This window comes from Pseudonocardia lutea, from assembly GCF_042658055.1.
In the GTDB taxonomy this organism is placed as follows: Bacteria; Actinomycetota; Actinomycetes; order Mycobacteriales; family Pseudonocardiaceae; genus Pseudonocardia; species Pseudonocardia lutea.
The window spans coordinates 36,296-54,052 of record NZ_JBHSQK010000035.1 but is presented as its reverse complement, the minus strand read 5'-3'; the positions used below and the strand labels follow the sequence as shown (position 1 = coordinate 54,052).

Annotated in this window: 15 protein-coding genes; 7 read left to right on the top strand and 8 right to left on the bottom strand. The window is 73.4% G+C overall.

Annotated features, from left to right (window positions below; genetic code table 11):
• Positions 1–47: 47 nt before the first annotated feature.
• Together ACFQH9_RS15075 and ACFQH9_RS15070 are read left to right on the top strand one after the other, a co-directional pair.
• Positions 48–1,484 carry a protein kinase domain-containing protein gene (locus tag ACFQH9_RS15075; protein ID WP_379566713.1) on the top strand — a complete coding sequence of 479 codons (1,437 nt, stop codon included), beginning with the start codon at positions 48–50 and terminating at the stop codon, positions 1,482–1,484.
• A gap of 670 nt (positions 1,485–2,154) precedes the next feature.
• Positions 2,155–2,622 (top strand): DUF1707 SHOCT-like domain-containing protein, encoded by a 468-nt coding sequence (locus ACFQH9_RS15070; RefSeq protein WP_379566712.1) that lies wholly within the window; start codon positions 2,155–2,157, stop codon positions 2,620–2,622.
• Positions 2,623–2,628: 6 nt separating this feature from the next.
• On the opposite strand, the gene ACFQH9_RS15065 is transcribed toward ACFQH9_RS15070, so the two are convergent.
• The 4 genes from ACFQH9_RS15065 to ACFQH9_RS15050 are packed head-to-tail and all read right to left on the bottom strand — an operon-like array spanning position 2,629 to position 6,668.
• A complete protein-coding gene (locus ACFQH9_RS15065) occupies positions 2,629–3,546 on the bottom strand; it encodes a crotonase/enoyl-CoA hydratase family protein (RefSeq protein ID WP_379566711.1) in 918 nt (305 codons plus the stop codon).
• Positions 3,543–4,340, bottom strand: a complete 798-nt coding sequence (locus ACFQH9_RS15060; RefSeq protein WP_379566710.1) for an enoyl-CoA hydratase/isomerase family protein — start codon at positions 4,338–4,340, stop codon at positions 3,543–3,545. The genes ACFQH9_RS15065 and ACFQH9_RS15060 overlap by 4 nt, the downstream gene beginning before the upstream one ends.
• Positions 4,341–4,353: 13 nt before the next feature.
• Positions 4,354–5,454, bottom strand: coding sequence for an acyl-CoA dehydrogenase family protein (locus ACFQH9_RS15055; RefSeq protein WP_379566709.1), 1,101 nt, complete (start codon positions 5,452–5,454; stop codon positions 4,354–4,356).
• Positions 5,451–6,668, bottom strand: coding sequence for an acyl-CoA dehydrogenase family protein (locus tag ACFQH9_RS15050; RefSeq protein ID WP_379566708.1), 1,218 nt, complete (start codon positions 6,666–6,668; stop codon positions 5,451–5,453). Before ACFQH9_RS15050 ends, ACFQH9_RS15055 begins: the two co-directional genes overlap by 4 nt.
• 104 nt (positions 6,669–6,772) lie before the next feature.
• On the opposite strand from ACFQH9_RS15050, the gene ACFQH9_RS15045 reads away from it, so the two are divergent.
• Both ACFQH9_RS15045 and ACFQH9_RS15040 read left to right on the top strand, forming a co-directional pair.
• Positions 6,773–7,393, top strand: coding sequence for a TetR/AcrR family transcriptional regulator (locus tag ACFQH9_RS15045; RefSeq protein ID WP_379566707.1), 621 nt, complete (start codon positions 6,773–6,775; stop codon positions 7,391–7,393).
• A gap of 122 nt (positions 7,394–7,515) precedes the next feature.
• Positions 7,516–8,658 (top strand): acetyl-CoA C-acetyltransferase, encoded by a 1,143-nt coding sequence (locus tag ACFQH9_RS15040; protein WP_379566706.1) that lies wholly within the window; start codon positions 7,516–7,518, stop codon positions 8,656–8,658.
• Positions 8,659–8,793: 135 nt separating this feature from the next.
• On the opposite strand, the gene ACFQH9_RS15035 is transcribed toward ACFQH9_RS15040, so the two are convergent.
• From ACFQH9_RS15035 to ACFQH9_RS15020, 4 genes are read right to left on the bottom strand one after another with little or no spacing between them, the layout of a single operon-like run.
• Positions 8,794–9,822: an ABC transporter ATP-binding protein gene (locus ACFQH9_RS15035; protein ID WP_379566705.1), complete on the bottom strand. Its 1,029-nt coding sequence runs from the start codon at positions 9,820–9,822 to the stop codon at positions 8,794–8,796.
• Positions 9,819–10,811: an ABC transporter ATP-binding protein gene (locus ACFQH9_RS15030; RefSeq protein WP_379566703.1), complete on the bottom strand. Its 993-nt coding sequence runs from the start codon at positions 10,809–10,811 to the stop codon at positions 9,819–9,821. The genes ACFQH9_RS15035 and ACFQH9_RS15030 overlap by 4 nt, the downstream gene beginning before the upstream one ends.
• Positions 10,808–11,701, bottom strand: a complete 894-nt coding sequence (locus ACFQH9_RS15025; protein ID WP_379566702.1) for an ABC transporter permease — start codon at positions 11,699–11,701, stop codon at positions 10,808–10,810. The genes ACFQH9_RS15030 and ACFQH9_RS15025 overlap by 4 nt, the downstream gene beginning before the upstream one ends.
• Complete coding sequence (locus ACFQH9_RS15020; protein WP_379566701.1) at positions 11,698–12,642, bottom strand: ABC transporter permease; 945 nt, start codon at positions 12,640–12,642, stop codon at positions 11,698–11,700. Before ACFQH9_RS15020 ends, ACFQH9_RS15025 begins: the two co-directional genes overlap by 4 nt.
• 449 nt (positions 12,643–13,091) lie before the next feature.
• On the opposite strand from ACFQH9_RS15020, the gene ACFQH9_RS15015 reads away from it, so the two are divergent.
• Genes ACFQH9_RS15015 through ACFQH9_RS15005 form a run of 3 tightly spaced genes read left to right on the top strand, consistent with a single transcriptional unit; the run spans position 13,092 to position 17,754 of the window.
• Positions 13,092–14,675, top strand: a complete 1,584-nt coding sequence (locus ACFQH9_RS15015) for an ABC transporter substrate-binding protein (protein WP_379566700.1) — start codon at positions 13,092–13,094, stop codon at positions 14,673–14,675.
• 8 nt (positions 14,676–14,683) lie between these two features.
• Positions 14,684–16,210, top strand: coding sequence for an ABC transporter substrate-binding protein (locus tag ACFQH9_RS15010; protein ID WP_379566699.1), 1,527 nt, complete (start codon positions 14,684–14,686; stop codon positions 16,208–16,210).
• Positions 16,207–17,754 (top strand): ABC transporter substrate-binding protein, encoded by a 1,548-nt coding sequence (locus ACFQH9_RS15005; protein ID WP_379566698.1) that lies wholly within the window; start codon positions 16,207–16,209, stop codon positions 17,752–17,754. Before ACFQH9_RS15010 ends, ACFQH9_RS15005 begins: the two co-directional genes overlap by 4 nt.
• Positions 17,755–17,757 lie beyond the last annotated feature (3 nt).

Genomic DNA, 17,757 nt, shown 5'->3' with positions numbered 1-17,757 from the left:
GCAGGCCGCCTGATCGGAGGCGTGATCGGATGCGGTTGACTGGGCGCGTGCCCGGCTCCCGCGTCGATCCGCGCAGCATCGGCGGCTTCACGATCACGCGCCTGCTCGGCGAGGGCGGGATGGGCCGGGTCTACCTCGGGCGGCGCGCGGGCGTGCAGGCGGCGGTGAAGGTCGTCCGGTCGGACCTGGCCGGCGATCCGGAGTTCCGGGCCCGCTTCGGCCACGAGATCCAGGCCGCGACCCGCGTGCGCAGCCCGTACACCGCGGCGCTGCTCGGGGCCGACGCCGACGCGGACCCGCCGTGGATGGCCACGGAGTACGTGCCGGCGCCCTCGCTGCGCGAGGCCGTCGGCATCCACGGTCCGATGCCCGTCGAGCAGGTCCGGCTGCTCGGGATCGGACTGGCCGACGCGCTCGCCGCGATCCACGGCGCCGGCGTCGTGCACCGCGACCTCAAGCCGGGCAACGTCCTGCTCGGTGCCGACGGGCCGAAGGTGATCGACTTCGGGATCGCCCGGGCCGCCGACGCGACCGTGCTGACCCGCACCGGCGCCGTCGTCGGCTCGCCCGGGTTCATCGCCCCGGAGCAGATCACGCACGCCCGCTCCGAGCCCGCGGGCGACGTCTTCGCGCTCGGCGGGGTGCTCGCCTACGCGGCCACGGGCCGGGCGCCCTTCGGCACCGGCGACGTCAACGCCCTGCTCTACCGCACGGTCCACGGCGAGCCGGACCTCGCCGGGATCCCGGAGCCGCTGCTCGGGCTGGTCCGCGCCTGCCTGGACCGCGACCCCGCCCGGCGGCCCGAACCCGCCCGGATCCGGGCGGCGCTCTCCTCCGGCCCCGAGGACCGCCCGATCGGCGGCTGGCTCCCCGCGGTGCTCGAGCCCACGCCGCCCCGGCCGGTGGCGCGGGCGCCGCGGTGGAGGACGCCGGCGGCGATCGGGGCGGCCGTGGCGGTGCTCGCCGCGGCCGCGGTGGTCGGGGTGCTCGCACTGCGGGGGCCGGGCGGGGGTGGGCCGGTCGCTCCCTCTTCCGGTCTGCCGACCGCTTCCCCGCCCGCGTCGGCCTCGGTGCCCGGCCCGACCGCTGCGACCGGCTCGCCGACCGCCCCCGCCGACGACGTCCGGGTGTCCGCCGAACCCGCCGGGCTCAGCAGCCCGAGTGGCAACATCGCCTGCTACCTGCAGCCCAACTCGGTGCGCTGCGACATCGCGCAGGCCGAGTGGGACCCGTCGACGATCCCGCAGCGGCCGACGGGGTGTCAGGGCGTGTGGGGCGACTCGCTGCAGATCACGGGCACCGACCGCGCCGACTTCGTGTGCCACTCCGACACCGTCTTCGGCACCGGCCCGATCCTCGACTACGGCCGCTCCCTGCGGGTCGGCGACGTCACCTGCACCAGCCGGCAGACGGGCGTGGAGTGCCGGGTGGGAACCAGCGGCCACGGCCTCAGCTTCTCCCGCACGGCCTACCAGCTCTACTGAGACCCGCATCCGGAACGCTCCGCCCCCGCCGGGACCTCGCACAACCGCCCGGACCCTGGCACATTCCTCGGGGCGTGGCACAACGGTCCGGGCGCCCCGGCACACCCGGAGGCAGCGCGGCACGGGTCGTCGACAGGGTGTGCGGCGCTCTCGCGGGTGTGGGAATCGGACGACCGGCCGCGCGGACCGCGAACCGGGCCGATCGGGGACACCGTGATCTCGGTGCCCTCACTCGGACCGCCCGATCACGCCGTCGGCCCCCACGAGGCGCATCCCGGGGGTCGGCTCCTCGGCGTCCATGACAGCTCGCACACCCACCCGGGCGTGCTACACGCCGTCGACGGGGTGTGTGGCGCTCGCTCGAGGTGTGCGAGCAGGCAGGAGCGGGTGTGGACGGTCCGCAGGGGTGTGCGGCCCTCGAGCCCGTCGACTCGCGCCTCGCATCCGGGTCGTGCCTTCGCGGCGCCCGCAGCGGACCGCAGTCGGCGCGTTCTGGATCCATGACGTGCGCCAGCGCCCGACGTGAGCGCGGTGTGGATCCATGACGCGGAAGCGCCGACCTCAGCGCGTCCTGGCTCCACAACGCGCGCCCGGCCTTCCTCAGCGCGTCGTGGGTTTATAACGAGCGGAACCGCCGGGCCTGAGCGCGTCGTGGATCCATAATGCGGGCATGACCATGGAGGGCGAGGGCAAGCTGCGCATCGGGACGGCCGAACGGGAGGCCGCGGCGGCGGCGTTGAACGCGCATCTCGAGGCCGGCCGACTCGGCGTCGAGGAGTACGCGGACCGCTCCGCGGTGGCGGCGAACGCCGTGACCGCCGACGAGCTGTCCGCGCTGTTCACCGACCTTCCCGAACCGCATCCGGCGCTGCCCGGCACCGCACCGGCCGTCAGGCCGCAGGCCGTGGTCCAGCAGCGGCGCTTCGGGAGCAGCTGGGGCACCCGGATCGCGGCCGCCAGCCCGATCCTCGCGCTGATCCTGTTCTTCGTGCTGAACACCGCGGGCGTGCCGATGGCGTGGCTCGCGTTCCTGCTCATCCCGCTCGTCGGGGCGCTCGGGTTCTCCAAGGAGCGCCAGGACGAGCGGGACGAGCGGCGCGGGCTCCCGGAGGAGCGCCGCGACGAGCTCGACCGCTGAGGGCGGTCAGTCCATCCCCGCCGGCCGGGTCGGCCAGCGCTCCAGGATCTCCGGGTAGTCGGCGCTCACCGTGTTCGGGAACGCGGGTGCCCGCTTCTCCAGGAAGGACTGCACGCCCTCGACCACGTCGGCGCTCTGCCCGAGCCGGTAGATCGCCTGTGAGTCGACGCGGTGCGCCTCCCACGGCGTCTCGGCGCCGAGCATGGCCCACAGCATCTGCTTGCTGAGCGCGACCGACACCGCGGAGGTGTTCTCCGCGATCTCCTGCGCGATCCCGTAGGCGTAGGGCAGCAACTCGTCGGGCGGGAGGACCTTCGAGACCAGGCGGCCGGCGAGGGCCTCCTCGGCGCCGAACACCCGGCCGGTCGCGACCCACTCCATGGCCTGCGAGATGCCGACGATCCGCGGCAGGAACCAGCTCGACGCCGCCTCCGGTACCAGGCCGCGGCGGGCGAACACGAAGCCGAACTTCGCCGTCTCCGAGGCCAGCCGGATGTCCATCGGCAGGGTCATCGTGGCGCCGATGCCCACGGCCGGCCCGTTGATCGCGGCGATGACCGGCTTGCGGCACGCGGCCGTGGTCAGCGACGTGACACCGCCGCCGTCCCGCGGGGCCCCGCCGATGGTGCCGATGTCGCGGCGCTCCGCGGCCCGGGCCGGGTCCTCGGCGTTGAACGTCGAGCCGCCCCGCTGCAGGTCGGCACCGGCGCAGAACCCGCGCCCCCGCCCGGTGACGACGACGGCGCGCACGGCGTCGTCCGCGTCGGCCTCGCCGTAGGCCCGGACCAGCTCCCGCATCATCGTGGTGGTGAACGCGTTGAGCCGGTCCGGCCGGTCGAGCGTGATCGTGGCGACGCCGTCCGAGACCTCGTACGCGATCTCGGTGTAGGCCTGGGCGGTGGCCGGCTCCTGGGTGCTGGTCACTTGACCGCCCACTCCCCCGTGAACACCGGGTCCCGCTTGGCCATGAAGGCCTCGAAGGCGGCCGGCGCGTCCGTGCCCGCGAAGTTGATCGTCTGGGCGCGGGCCTCGCTCTCCAGCGCCTCGCGCAGCGTCTTGTCGGTGTTCTCGTTGAGCATCCGCTTGGACTGCGCGAGGGCCATCGGCGCCCCGGCGGCCAGCGTCTTGGCCAGGTCGGCCGTGAACGCGTCGATCGTCCCGGGCTCGACGACGTAGGTCACCAGCCCGAGCCGCTCGGCCTCCTCGGCGCCGATGATCTCGGCGAGCAGCGCGAGCCGCTTGGCCTGCTGCAGCCCCACGATCTTGGGGAGCAGCCAGGAGCCGCCGAAGTCCAGCGACAGTCCACGCTTGGCGAAGATCTGGGAGAAGCGGGCGTCGCGCTCGGCCACCACCAGGTCGCAGCCCAGCGCCAGGTTCCAGCCGGCTCCGACGGCCACGCCGCTGACCTTCGCCACGGTCGGCATCGGCAGGCTGTGCAGGGCCATCGCGATCTCGTTGATGCGGTGCATCCGGCTCAGGGGGTGACCCCCGGCGGGGCCGCCGGACAGGTCCGCGCCGGCGCAGAAGTCACCGCCGGCGCCGGTCAGCACCAGCACCCGCACGGACGGGTCCTGCGCCGCGTCGGCGAAGGCCCTCTGCAGCCCGTCCCAGGACCCCGCGTTCAGGGCGTTCTTCCGCCGCGGCCGGTTCAGGGTCACCGTGCGGATCCCGTCCGCCGTCTCGACGAGTACGGGGTTCTCGGTCGTGCTCTCGGTCATGTGCCGCCCTTCCTCAGACGCCGAGCCGGTCGGCGAGCCGCGCCCGGTCGCGCCCGGGCGCCCCGAACAGCAGTTCCGTGCTCTTGGCGCGCTTGTAGTAGAGGTGCGCGTCGTGCTCCCAGGTGTAGCCGATGCCGCCGTGGTACTGCACGCACGCCTCGGCGGCCTTGAAGTAGGCCGGCCCGAAGAACGTGGCGACGAGCGCGGCCGCGACCGGCACCTCGTCCGGGGCCTCGTCGGCGGCCCACGCCGCGTAGCGCAGCGCCGACAGGCCCAGCTCCCAGTCCGAGTGGACGTCGGCCAGCCCGTGCTTCACGGCCTGGTAGGAGCCGATCGCCCGGCCGAACTGCACCCGCACCTTGGCGTAGTCGGTGGCCATCTCCAGCACCCGCTGCAGGCCGCCGAGCTGCTCCGCGGCGAGCGCGATCGTGGCGAGGTCGGCGACCCGCTCGAGCGCACCCGCCGGATCGGCCGCCTCGAGCCTCCGCGCGGGGGCGCCGCGCAGCACGATCCGGGCGAGCCGCCGGGTCGGGTCGAGGGTGTTCAGGGTGGCCCGCTCGACGTCCGCGGCCTCGACCCGGAACCACGCGGGCCCCTCGGGCGTGGTCGCGACGACCAGGAACACGTCGGCCAGGTCGCCGGCGACCACCGGCGTCTTGGTCCCGTCGAGGGTCCAGCCGTCCCCGGCCGCGGTCGCGGTGGTGGTGCCCGGACCCCACGGCGAGCCGGGCTCGGCGACGGCGACGGTCGCGATCAGCTCGCCGGAGACCATTCGCGGCAGCAGCGCGCGGCGGGCCTCCTCGTCGTCGAGGGCGAGCAGCGCGTCGGTGGCGAGGACCGCCGAGGCGAGGAATGGCGTGGGCACGACGGCCCGGCCGAGCTCCTCCTGCACGACCGCCCGCTCGACGTGCCCGGCGCCGGCGCCGCCGTACTCCTCGGGCACGACCAGCCCCAGCACGTCGAGGTCGCGGCCGAGCCGGGTCCACAGGTCCCGGTCGACCCCGCTCTCCGACTCCATCGCCGCACGCACCTGCGCCGACGCGGCCCGGTCGGTGAGAAGGTCGCGCACCGCCGCGCGCAGGGCCTGCTGCTCCTCGGTGAGCACCAGCTTCATTTCTGCGTCCCCACCTTCAGCTCGCGGAACGGCACGCCCCTGTCCACGGACGGCTCCTTCGGCAGGCCGAGCACGCGCTCGCCGATGATCCCGCGCTGGATCTCGTTGGTGCCGCCGGCGATGCTCGACGACGGCGTGGAGTTGATGCCCAGCGCCAGCTCGGCGCCGCGGGTGTCCTCCGGGTCCCAGGCCACGACCTCCGGCCCGGCGATCTCGCCGACGGTCTGCACGGCCAGCCGCGCCAGCATGGAGCCGGCCAGCTTCGCGACCGAGCCGCGCGACCCGGGCGCGATGCCGAGGGCGGTCTCCTGGCGCATCCGGACGTTGAACAGCTCGAGCACGCGCTCGCGCGCGTACAGCTCGGCCAGCCGCTCCCGGGTGGCCGGCTCGTCCGCCACGCCGAGCCGGCGCGCCAGCGCGACGACCGAGGTGAAGTCCAGCGGGTTGGTCTTGGCCCGGCGCCGCGACCCGATGGAGACGCGCTCGTGGCCGAGCATCGTGACCGCGGCGTGCCAGCCGCCGTTGACCTCGCCGATCACGGCGTCGGCCGGGATGCGGACCGAGTCGAAGTAGATCTCGTTGAACGGGGCCCGGCCGGACATGTCCTTGAGCGGGCGGACCGTGACCCCCGGCGCGTGCATGTCCAGCACGAACATCGTGAGCCCGGAGTGCTTGGGCCGGTCGGGGTCGGTGCGGGCGAGCAGGGCACCGAAGTCCGCCCACTGCGCGTTGGTGGTCCACACCTTCTGCCCGTCGACGACCCAGGAGTCGCCGTCGAGGACCGCGCGGGTCTGCAGGCTCGCCACGTCCGACCCCGCGCCCGGCTCGGAGAACAGCTGGCACCAGATGTCCTCGCCGCGCAGCAGCCGCGGCAGGTAGCGGGTCCGCTGCTCCGGCGTGCCCAGGTCGTTGACGGTCGGCCCGCACATGCCCATGCCGATCGTGAACGGGTAGGTGGGCAGCTCGTACTCGGCCTCCTCCTCGGAGAAGACCTGCTGATAGGCGGTGGGCAGGCCCTGCCCGCCCACGTCCTTCGGCCAGGTGATCCCGGCGTATCCCGCGTCGAACAGCGCGGCCTGGAAGGCCTTCGCCGCCTCGATGTCGGTCACCGGCGACGGGGCCGGCGCGTGTTCGCGCAGCCAGGCGCGCGCCTGCTCGCGGAACGCGTCGAGATCGGGGGGACTCCCCGTCGCGATGGTGGGCGCCGCAGTCATCCACTACCTCCCGGCGTCGCTGACGGACCTTTGAACGATCACTCGTTAAGTTAACACCGCCGAGGAGCCGCCAGAAGGGGCATCCGGGCCCTATCCTCTCCGGTGTGAGCACCGCAATCGACCGATCGCCCGAGGGCGGACCGATCCCCCGCGGCGGCGGTCGCGAGGCGATCGCCGCGGCCGCGCGGGAGGTCTTCGAGCAGCGCGGCTACCACGGCGCGTCCATCCGGGACATCGCCAAGCGCGCCGGGCTGTCCCTCTCGGCGCTCTACTACTGGCACCCGAGCAAGCAGGACCTGCTCGCGGCGCTGATCGAGGAGAACACCCTCGACTACTTCCGCCGCTGCGACGAGGCGCTCGCCTCCGCCGGGGAGGATCCGGCGGACCGGCTGCGCGCCCTGGTCAAGGCCACGGTGGAGTACCGCGTGCAGCGGCAGACGGAGAGCAACATCTCCTCCCGCGAGTGGCGCAACCTCGAGCCCTCCCACGAGGAGCGGCTCGCCGGGCTGCGCACCAAGGCCAGCACGATCTGGTCGGACATCGTCGACGCCGGCGTGGAGCAGGGGATCTTCCGCTGCGAGCACCCCGCCGACGCGCGCCGCTCCGCCCAGGCCGCCTGCAACGCCATCGCGCAGTGGTTCGACCCCTCCGGCCCGGTGACGATGGAGGAGCTCGTGGACCACTACACCCGGATCGTCATGCGGATCGTCGACCTGCGTCCCTGACCGGGCGCCGCGGCCGCCGGTCCGCCGTCGAGCACGTCACAGCGCCGGGGACTGCCGCGGACCCGGCAACTGAATGTACGATCGTTCAGTTCGCCGAATCCGCAGCGTAGGGGAGTCCTCCGGTGGCTGAAGCCTTCATCGTCGGTGCCGTCCGCACACCCGTCGGGACGCGCAAGGGAGCACTGGCCGGGGTGCACCCGGCCGACCTCGGCGCGCACGTGCTGCGCGAGCTCGTGGAGCGGACCGGGGTGGACCCGGCCGCGGTCGAGGACGTGATCATGGGCTGCGTCAGCCAGCTCGGCGCGCAGGCGGGCGACATCGCGCGCAGCGCCTGGCTGTCCGCCGGGCTGCCGCAGAGCGTGCCCGGCGTGACGATCGACCGGCAGTGCGGCTCGTCGCAGCAGGCCCTGCACTTCGCCGCCCAGGGCGTGATGTCCGGGACCCAGGACCTGGTCGTCGCCGCCGGCGTCGAGCAGATGGCCATGGTCCCGATGACGGCCAACGGGATCGTCAACTCCGAGCTGGGCACCTCCACCAAGGGCCAGGGCTGGACCGACCGCTACGGCGACCAGGAGATCTCGCAGTTCCGCGGCGCCCAGCTGATCACCGAGAAGTGGGGCTTCACCCGCGAGGACCTCGAGAAGTTCTCGCTGGAGAGCCACCGCCGCGCGATCACCGCGATCGACGAGGGCCGCTTCCGCGACCAGATCGCCCCGCTCGCCGGGCTGGACACGGACGAGGGCGCCCGCCGCGACACCTCGCTGGAGAAGCTCGCCGCCCTGAAGCCGCTGCGCGAGGGTTGGGCGATCACCGCGGGCGTCGCGAGCCAGATCTCGATCGGTGCCGCCGCGCTGCTGGTGGCGTCGGAGGACGCGGTGCGCCGCTTCGACCTCACCCCGCTGGCCCGGGTGCACACCCTCGCCGTGGTCGGCGACGACCCCGTCTACATGCTCACCGGCCCGATCCCGGCCACCCAGGCGGCGCTGAAGCGCTCCGGCCTGGGCATCGACGACATCGACACCTTCGAGATCAACGAGGCCTTCGCCCCCGTCGTGCTCGCCTGGGCCCAGGACACCGGCGCCGACCTCGCGAAGACCAACCCCAACGGCGGCGCGATCGCCCTCGGCCACCCGCTCGGCGGCACCGGCGCCATCCTGGCCACCAAGATGATCCACGAGCTGCACCGCACCGGTGGCCGCTACGGCCTGCAGTCCATGTGCGAGGGCGGCGGCCAGGCCAACGCCACCATCCTCGAGCGCGTGTAGCGGCTGCGCGGTCGGTGGTGCTCCGGCGCCACCGACCGCACACGGCGCGTACCGATCCCGACGACACGAACGGCGCTCTCGNGAACGGCGCTCTCGCTCGCGTGAGCGAGAGCGCCGTTCGTGTGTCGGGGCCGGTCAGGTGTGGAGGTGGCAGCGCACCGTGCCACCGCCCGGGGCGGCGACGACGGGCGGTGCCTCGACCTTGCAGAGGTCCATGACGTGCGGACAGCGGGTGTGGAAGGCGCAGCCGGTGGGCGGGTTGGCCGCGTCGGGCACCTCACCCTTGAGCACGATCCGCTCCCGCTCGCGCTGGCGCCGCGGGTTGGGCACCGGCACGGCCGAGAGCAGCGCCTCGGTGTACGGGTGCGCCGGTTTGTCGAACAGCCGGTCCGTCGGCGCCGTCTCCACGATCTCGCCCAGGTACATCACCGCCACCCGGTGCGCGATGTGCCGGACGACGGCGAGGTCGTGCGCGATGAACAGGTAGGACAGCCCGAACTCGGCCTGCAGGTCCTCCAGCAGGTTGAGGATCTGGTTCTGGGTGGAGACGTCGAGCGCGCTGACCGCCTCGTCGCAGACCAGCAGGCGCGGGTTGAGCGCGATCGCACGGGCGATCGCCAGCCGCTGCCGCTGCCCGCCGGAGAACTCGTACGGGTAGCGCTGGGCGTAGGTGCGCGAGAGCCCGACGTGCTCGAGCAGGTCACCGACCCGTGCCGACCGCTCGGACCGCGACAGCGACTCGTGGACGTCGAGCGGCTCGCCGATGCTCTCCCCCACCACCATCGCGGGGTCGAGCGAGGAGTACGGGTCCTGGAACACCATCTGCATCCGCCGCCGGGCCAGCCGCAGGTCGCCGCGGGCCAGCGCGGTGATCTCCTCGCCGTCGAGCCGGACCGAGCCCGCCGTCGGTTCGACGAGCCGCAGCATCGCCCGCCCGGTCGTCGACTTGCCGGAGCCGGACTCGCCGACCAGCCCGAGCGTCTCCCGCTCGCCGATCTCCAGGCTCACCGCCCGGACCGCGCGCAGTGTGCCGCCGCGGCCGAGGAGCCCGCCGCGCAGCCGGAAGTCGACGGTCAGGTCCTCGACCTCGGCGACCGGGCCGGCGTGGTCCGCCCCCGGCATGGACCCGGACGCGGACCGGGACGCGTTCACCGCGTTCGTCATGCGCTCCCCTTCAGGACCAGGTCGGACACGCGCAGGCAGCGGCTGGTGCCGCCCTCGGCGAGCGGGTGCTCGGCGACGGGGGTGTCCCGGCAGGCGTCGACCACGTGCCCGCAGCGCGGGTGGAACCGGCAGCCGGGCGGCATCGCCCCCGCGGGCGGGGTGGAGCCGGGGATCGTGGCCAGCCGTCCCGACCGCGCGGTGAGCTGCGGCATCGCCGACAGCAAGGCCTCGGTGTAGGGGTGGCGCGGGTGCTCGTAGAGCGCGTCGATCCCGGACCGCTCCACGACCTGCCCGGCGTACATGACGACGGCGCGGTCGCAGATGTCGGCGACCACCCCGAGGTCGTGGGTCACGAAGACCACGGCGGTGCCGAACTCGTCCCGCATGGCGCGCAGCAGGTCGAGCACCTGGGCCTGGATCGTCACGTCGAGCGCGGTGGTCGGCTCGTCGGCGATCACCAGCTTCGGCTCGCAGGACAACGCCATCGCGATCATCACGCGCTGGCGCATGCCGCCGGAGAACTCGTGCGGGTAGCTGCGCGCGCGGCGCTCGGCGTACGGGATGCCCACGGTCGAGAGCACCTCGACCGCGCGGGCCCACGCGGCCCGTTTCGACCCGCCGCGGTGCCGGCGCACGACCTCCGCGATCTGGTCCCCCACCCGGAACGCCGGGTCGAGGCTGGTCATCGGCTCCTGGAAGATCATCGAGAGCTCGTCGCCGCGGAGCGCCTCCATCTTCCGCCGCGGCAGCCCGACGAGCTCGCGGCCGTCGAGCCGGATGCTGCCGGCGGTGATCCGCGAGGACTCCGGGGGCAGCAGCCCGAGCACCGTGAGGCTGGTGACGGTCTTGCCGGAGCCGGACTCGCCGACCAGCCCGACCGTCTCGCCGCGGTCGACGGTGAACGACACGCCGTCGAGCACCTGCACCCAGCCGCGGTCGGTGGCGAACTCGACCTCCAGGCCCTCCACCACGAGGAGCGGTTCGGTCACGACCCCCTCCGGATCTCCCGGCCGAGCGAGTCCCGCAGGCCGTCGCCGAGGATGTTGAACGCGAGCACGGTCAGGGCGATGAGCAGGCCGGGGAACACCGTCAGCCACGGCGCGGTGGCGGTGTAGCGGAAGCCGCGCTCGATCATCGAGCCCCAGCTCGCGTCGGGCGGCTGGACGCCCAGGCCCAGGAAGCTCAGGCTCGCCTCGGCCAGCATCGCCATCGCCGCGGTGAGCGAGATCTGCACGATCAGCGGCGAGAGCGCGTTGGGCAGCACGTGCCGGAGGATGACGCGCGGTGTCGGGGTGCCGATCGAGCGGGAGGCCTCGACGAAGGTCTCCTCGCGGATCGACAGCACGGTGCCGCGCACGAGCCGGACGAACCGCGGCGCGAAGATCACGCCGATCACGAACATCGCGTTCGTGAGGCTCGGGCCGAGCACGCCGACGAAGGCGATCGCGAGGATCAGCGGCGGGAAGCTCATCAGCGCGTCCGTGAGCCGCATGATCACCGCGTCCACCCGGCGCCCGGCGTAGCCGGCGACCAGGCCGGGGATCACGCCGAGCACCACGGCGACGCCGACGGCCTGGGCGGCCGCCAGCAGCGAGACCCGGCCGGCGTAGAGGGCGCGGCTGAACACGTCCCGGCCCAGGTCGTCCGTGCCCAGGACGTGGCCGCCGCCGGGCTGCTGCAGCACCGAGGCGAGGTTCTGGGCCAGCGGGTCGTGCGTGGCCAGCAGCGGGGCGAGCGCCGTCGCGAGGACGACCAGGACCAGGTAGACCAGGGCGGCGAGGGCGAGCCGCTGGCGCCGGAAGCGGCGCAGGAACCTCGCCCGGGCGCTGGGCTCCGGCGGCGCGAGGGCCTCGCGCCGGTCGATGGCGGTGGCCGTCACGCCTGCCTCACCTTCGGGTTGAGCCAGCCGTAGGACAGGTCCACGACCAGGTTCACGAGCATCACGATCAGTGCGGCGACCACGACGATCCCCTGGATCATCGGGATGTCCCGCTGCAGCACGGCCCGGATGGCGAGGTCGCCGAGGCCGGGCAGGCCGAACACCCGCTCGACGATCACCGAGCCGCCGAGCAGGAACCCGACCTGGAAACCGATCACCGTGACGACCGGGACCGCGGCGTTCTTCATGCCGTGCTTGAGGATCACCGCGCGGCCGCTGAGCCCGTTGGCCCGCGCGGTGCGGATGAAGTCCTGCTGGAGGGTGTCGGTGAGCGAGCCGCGCAGCTGGCGCGTGATCTCGGCGGCGACCGCCGTGCCGAGGGTGATGCCGGGCAGCACCAGGCCGCGGGCCCAGGAGCCGACGCCCTCGGAGATCGGGGTGTAGCCCACCGCCGGGAAGATCGGGAAGGCCAGCGCGAAGGCCATGATCAGCAGGATCCCGACCCAGAAGTTGGGCAGGGAGATCCCGACGGAGGCGAACAGCGTGGCCCCGCGGTCCTGCCAGCGACCGCGGCGCAGCGCTGCGATCGTGCCGGCGGGCACGGCGATCAGCAGCGCGATCACCATGGCGGCCAGGGTGAGCGCGAGCGTGACGGGGAACCGGCCGGCGATCGCGCCGGTCACGGACTCGTTGCTGAACAGGGAGCTGCCGAGGTCGCCGGTGAGCGCGTTGCCGGCCCAGGCGGCGTACTGGACGAGGACGGGGTCGTTCAGGCCGAGGCGTTCCCGGGTCGCGTCGATCTGCGCCTCGGTGGCGTTCTCGCCCGCGATCGTGATGGCCGGGTCGCCCGGGATCATCAGGACCAGCGCGAAGACGCCGAGGGACACGAGGAAGAGCAGCGGGACCATCATCAGGACGCGCCGGACGGTGTACCGGAGCACGGGCGGGCACCCTCCCAGCGGACGGCGGTGTCGCGAGGGAACTGCGACCAGGTGGTGGGAAAAAGGACTCGGGATCGAGCGGGGGATTCGAACGGAAAGGGACACGGAGAATCGTCCGTCGCGCCCGGGCACGCCCCCGTCGCGCGACACCTCCGCACTAAACGATCGTTCGGAAAGGTAGCAAGCGCCTCACGGTCCGTCAACCGGGTCTTTACCAGGAAGGGCGTCTGAGCTGGACAACCTACTCCGCAGTATCAGCCGTCCTTGACCCCGCCTTGACTCCACGGCCGCCCGAAGATCATCTCCGGCAGCATGGACAATGCGCGGGAACAACGTCTTGTGAATCACGCGGACTCGTGTTCAGAATGGCGCCACGCCGGCACGTCCCCGGTGATCCCTCGTATTCTTGCGTCCCGCACCGTCGCGGGCCCTGCAGAAGTGGACCGCCCATGCCGATCCGTCGTCTCCCGGCCGTGTGCACGGCCCTGCTGGCCGCGTTGCTCGCGGTCGCGCTGGCCGGCTGCGCCCCGATCTCCCCCTCGGAGGGCGGCGGTGGTGCCTCCACGGCGCCGGTCGCCCGGGAGGACCTCGACCCCGAGGCCACGATCCGCTACGCCGACGCCGTCGGCCCCAGCCGGTTCGACCCGCACCGCTCCACCAACGGCCAGGACATCCGCTACCTCGCCCCGGTGTACGACCGGCTCGTGCACCTGTCGTCGGCGGGCGACCCGGTCCCCGGGCTCGCCACCGCGTGGGAGTGGCAGGACGACGGGCTCGCGCTGCGGATGACGCTGCGGCAGAACGTCCGCTTCCACGACGGCACCCCGTTCGACGCGGCGGCGGTCAAGGCCAACATCGAGCGGGAGAAGACCGTCGAGGGCTCCTCGGTCGCCGCGGACCTCGCCAGCGTGACCACGGTGGAGACCCCGGACCCGACCACGGTCGTGCTGCGGCTGGCCAAGCGCAACAGCATGCTGCTCGGCCTGCTCTCGCACCGCGCCGGCGCGATGGTGAGCCCTGCGGCGTTCGACAACCCCGATCTCGACCTCGCGCCCGTCGGTACCGGCATGTACAAGGTGACCTCGTACCGGCCCAACGACGTGATCGTCTACGAGCGCAACCCCGACTACTGGAACCCCGACGTCGTGGGCGCGAAGAGCATCGAGCTGCGCATCCTGCCCGACGAGGTCACCCGGATGAACGCGCTGCGGACCGGTGAGGTCGACGTCGCGCTGCTGTCCGGCCGGCTCGCCGCGGAGGCGAGCGGCCTGCCGGGGATGACCGTGCACCGCGACACCACGCTGACCTACCTGGTGCTCTACCTGAACCGCGCCCGCTCGGAGTTCGGGGACCCGAGGGTGCGCCAGGCCCTCAACTACGCGGTGAACCGGCAGGCCATCGCCCAGGGCATCTACTTCGGCGCCGCCCAGCCCACGGTGCAGCCCTTCCCGCCGGACTACTACGCCCACAACCCCGCCTACCCCGGCGACTACTACCCGCACGACCCGGCGAAGGCCCGGCAGCTGCTCGCCGAGGCGGGCCTGCCGAACGGGTTCGAGTTCGAGATGCTGGTGACCGCGCTGTCGACCTACACCCAGGCCGGCGAGGCGATCCAGCAGATGCTGGCCGAGGTCGGGATCAAGGCGAACATCCGCAACGTCGAGGCCGCCCAGACCGCCGACGTCTACTACCGCCAGCAGCAGGGCGACGCCCTCGTCTCGCAGTGGGGCGGCCGGCCGGACCCGTCGATGACCATCGACCTGCAGTTCACCTCCACCGGGTTCTCCAACCCCGGCCGCGTCACCACGCCGCGACTGGAGGAGCTTCAGCGCACCGCGCTGGACACCCTCGACCCGCAGAAGCGCCAGGAGATCATCCACGAGGAGGTCGGCGAGCTCGTCGACCAGGCCTTCCAGGTGCCGATCGTGCTGGACGAGTCGGTCATCGCGACCAGCTCGAAGATCGCCGGGTTCGAGCTGCTGGTGACCGGCCAGGTCGACTTCCAGAAGCTCGCCGTCAAGAAGCAGCCGTGAGGCCGACGATGCGACGCAGGACCTTCCTCGGCCTCGTCCCGGTCGCCGGGCTCGCCGCCGTCGCCGGGTGCGCCCCGCTCCCGTCGTCGGGCCCCGCCTCGCAGGGCCCGCCGGGGGTCTTCCGGTACGCCTACGAGCTCACGCCGAGCCGGCTGGACCCGCACCGGGCGTCCATCAGCCAGGACGGGGTCACCCTGTTCCCGGCCTACGACCGGCTGGTGCACCAGTCCCCCGTCGGCGAGCCCGAGCCCGGCCTGGCCCGGGCCTGGACCTGGGAGGACCCGCTGGCCCTGCGGCTCGACCTGCGGCCCGGGGTGACCTTCCACGACGGCACGCCGTTCGACGCCGCCGCGGTACGGACGAACATCGAGCGGGCGAAGACGGTGCAGGGGTCCGCGGTGCGGACCGAGCTCGACCCGATCACCTCGGTCGAGGTCCGCGACCCGCTGACCGCCGTGCTCCGGCTGTCGTACCCGTCGGCGTCGCTGCCCGCCGTGCTGTCCGACCGGGCCGGGGTGATGGTCAGCCCCAAGGCGCTGGCCGACGGCCTCGACCTCGACGCGGTGGCGGTCGGCGCCGGGATGTACCGGATGGTCGAGCACCGCCGCGGGCAGATCACCCGTTTCGAGCGGCACCCCGGCTACTGGGACCCCGCCGCGGCCGCCGCGGAGAAGGTGGAGATCCACCACATCGCCGACGCGGCCACCCGGCTCAACGCCGTGCGCACCGGGGTCGTCGACGCGTGCCGGGTGCCGCCCGCGCTGCTCGACCAGGCGAAGCAGACCGGGCTCGAGGTCAGCACCGCGGGCTCGCTGAACTTCAACTACTTCGTGCTCAACCGCGCCCGCTCCGCCTTCGGCGACCTGCGGGTCCGGCGCGCGCTCAACCACGCGCTGGACCGGGAGGCCATCCGGCAGGGCGTCTACCGCGGCCTCGCCACCGTCTCCGCGCAGCCCTTCGTGCCGGGCTACTGGGCCTACGACCCGGACCTCGGCGACGAGGCGATCCGGTTCGACCCCGACCTCGCCCGCCGGCTGCTGGCCGAGGCCGGGGTCGGCGGCGGGCTCCGGTTCTCGACCGTGATCCCGACCGGTTCGGACTACCAGCCGCTGGCCGAGGCGATCCAGGCCCAGCTCGCCGCCGTCGGCGTCACCATGGAGATCTCGCCGGCCGCCCCGGACACCATGGGCGACCTGATGTTCGTGCAGGAGCGGTACGACGCGATGCTCGCCTCCTGGGGTCCGCGGGCCGACCCGTCGATGACGGTCGCCACCCGCTACACCGCCAACGGCTTCGGCAACCCGGGCGGGCAGACCACGCCGCGGCTGGAGGAGCTGCACAAGCAGGCGCTGGCCACGACCGACCCCGGCGCCCGGACCGCCGTCATGCACGACCTGGTCGACGAGGTGGTCGACCAGGTGCTGGAGATCCCGGTGGTGTTCCCGGAGGACGTCGTCGTGCAGTCGCCGCGCGTGGTCGGGCTCGTGCCGCGGCTGATGCACCGGCCGGAGTTCCGCGGGGTGACGGTCCGATGAGGACGCTCCGCGGTGTCGTCGCCGCCCTGCTGCTGCTCCTCGTCGCGGCGTGCGCCCCGATCTCCCCCGCCGGCGGCGGCACCGAGCAGGCGGCCGGACCGGCCGACCCGAACGCGATCTTCCGCTGGGCCAACGCCGTGGGGCTCAGCCGGTTCGACCCGCACCGGGCGAGCTCCAGCAACGACAACACCCACCTCTTCCTCACCTACGACCGGCTCGTGCACACCGACGCGGACGGCCGCGCCGTCCCGGGGCTGGCCACCGCCTGGGAGTTCGGCCCGGACGGGACCACGCTGGACATGACCCTGCGGCAGGGCGTCACGTTCCACGACGGAACGCCCTTCGACGCCGCCGCGGTCAAGGCCAACATCGAGCGGGCCAAGACCGTGACCGGCAGCGCCGTCGCGCCCGAGCTGCGGCCGGTGCGCGCGGTCGAGGTGCTGGCCCCGGACCGGGTGCGCCTCCTGCTGACCGCACCGACCGCCTCGCTGCCCCTGGTGCTCTCCGACCGGGCGGGCGCGATGATCAGCCCGGCCGCCTTCGACAACCCGGACCTGGACCAGAACCCGGTGGGCGCCGGCATGTACCGGGTCACCGCCTACCAGCCGGGCGCCCGGATCGAGTACCGCGCCGCCCAGAACTACTGGGATCCCGCGGCCGTGCGCGTCGCCGGGATCGACATGCCGATCTACACCGACTCGGTCACCCGGTTGAACGCGCTGCGCGGCGGCCAGGTCGACGGCGCCGTCCTGTCGCCCGAGCAGGTCGCCGAGGCACAGGCGTCGGGCATCCGCGTCGAGCCGGGGCGCACCAGCAACTTCTGGTACTTCCAGCCGAACCGCACGCGCTCGGAGTTCGGCGACGTCCGGGTGCGGCGGGCCGTCTGGCACGCGATCAACCGCCAGGCGCTGGTCGACGTCCTCGCCCGCGGCTACGGCGAGCTCTCCGCCCAGCCCCTGCCCGAGTGGAGCGCGGGCCACGACCCGTCGATCGGGCCGGACCCCTACCCGTACGACCCCGCGCGGGCGCGGCAGCTCCTGGCCGAGGCCGGCCTGCCGAACGGGTTCGCGTTCGAGGCGCTCGTGTCGACCAGCCCGGACGTCCAGCGGGTGGCCGAGGCCATCCAGGCCGACCTCGCCGCCGTCGGGATCACGATGACCGGTCGGGTCCTCGAGGGCGCCCAGATCACGGACGAGTTCTTCGTGCGCAAGCAGGGCGACCTCCTGCTCGGCCCGGGCGGCGGCCGGCCCGACCCCGCCCAGACCACCGGCCTGCGGTACCTGCCGGACGGCTTCAACAACCCCGGCGGCCACACCAGCCCGGAGATGGAGCGCCTCCAGGAGACCGTGCTGCGCACCGTCGACCCGGCCGCGCGGGCGGACGCCCTGCACGCGCAGATGCGGGAGTTCGTCGACCAGGCCTTCGAGGTGATCCTCTACTACGCGACCCCGCCGGTCGCGTTGTCGCCGCAGGTCCTGGACTTCCGCCCCGGTCTGGCGGACCGGCCGGAGTTCCGCGGCGTGGCGAAGGCGGTGGCCCAGTGAACC

What these genes read in the sequence shown, in the direction of transcription:
- ACFQH9_RS15060 (WP_379566710.1), bottom strand. Translation starts at nt 4,340, where the DNA reads ATGACCGAGAGCACGACCGAGAACCCCGTACTCGTCGAGACGGCGGAC.
- ACFQH9_RS15005 (WP_379566698.1), top strand. Translation starts at nt 16,207, where the DNA reads ATGAGGACGCTCCGCGGTGTCGTCGCCGCCCTGCTGCTGCTCCTCGTC.
- ACFQH9_RS15035 (WP_379566705.1), bottom strand. Translation starts at nt 9,822, where the DNA reads ATGACGAACGCGGTGAACGCGTCCCGGTCCGCGTCCGGGTCCATGCCG.
- ACFQH9_RS15050 (WP_379566708.1), bottom strand. Translation starts at nt 6,668, where the DNA reads ATGACTGCGGCGCCCACCATCGCGACGGGGAGTCCCCCCGATCTCGAC.
- ACFQH9_RS15010 (WP_379566699.1), top strand. Translation starts at nt 14,684, where the DNA reads ATGCGACGCAGGACCTTCCTCGGCCTCGTCCCGGTCGCCGGGCTCGCC.
- ACFQH9_RS15055 (WP_379566709.1), bottom strand. Translation starts at nt 5,454, where the DNA reads ATGAAGCTGGTGCTCACCGAGGAGCAGCAGGCCCTGCGCGCGGCGGTG.
- ACFQH9_RS15070 (WP_379566712.1), top strand. Translation starts at nt 2,155, where the DNA reads ATGACCATGGAGGGCGAGGGCAAGCTGCGCATCGGGACGGCCGAACGG.
- ACFQH9_RS15015 (WP_379566700.1), top strand. Translation starts at nt 13,092, where the DNA reads ATGCCGATCCGTCGTCTCCCGGCCGTGTGCACGGCCCTGCTGGCCGCG.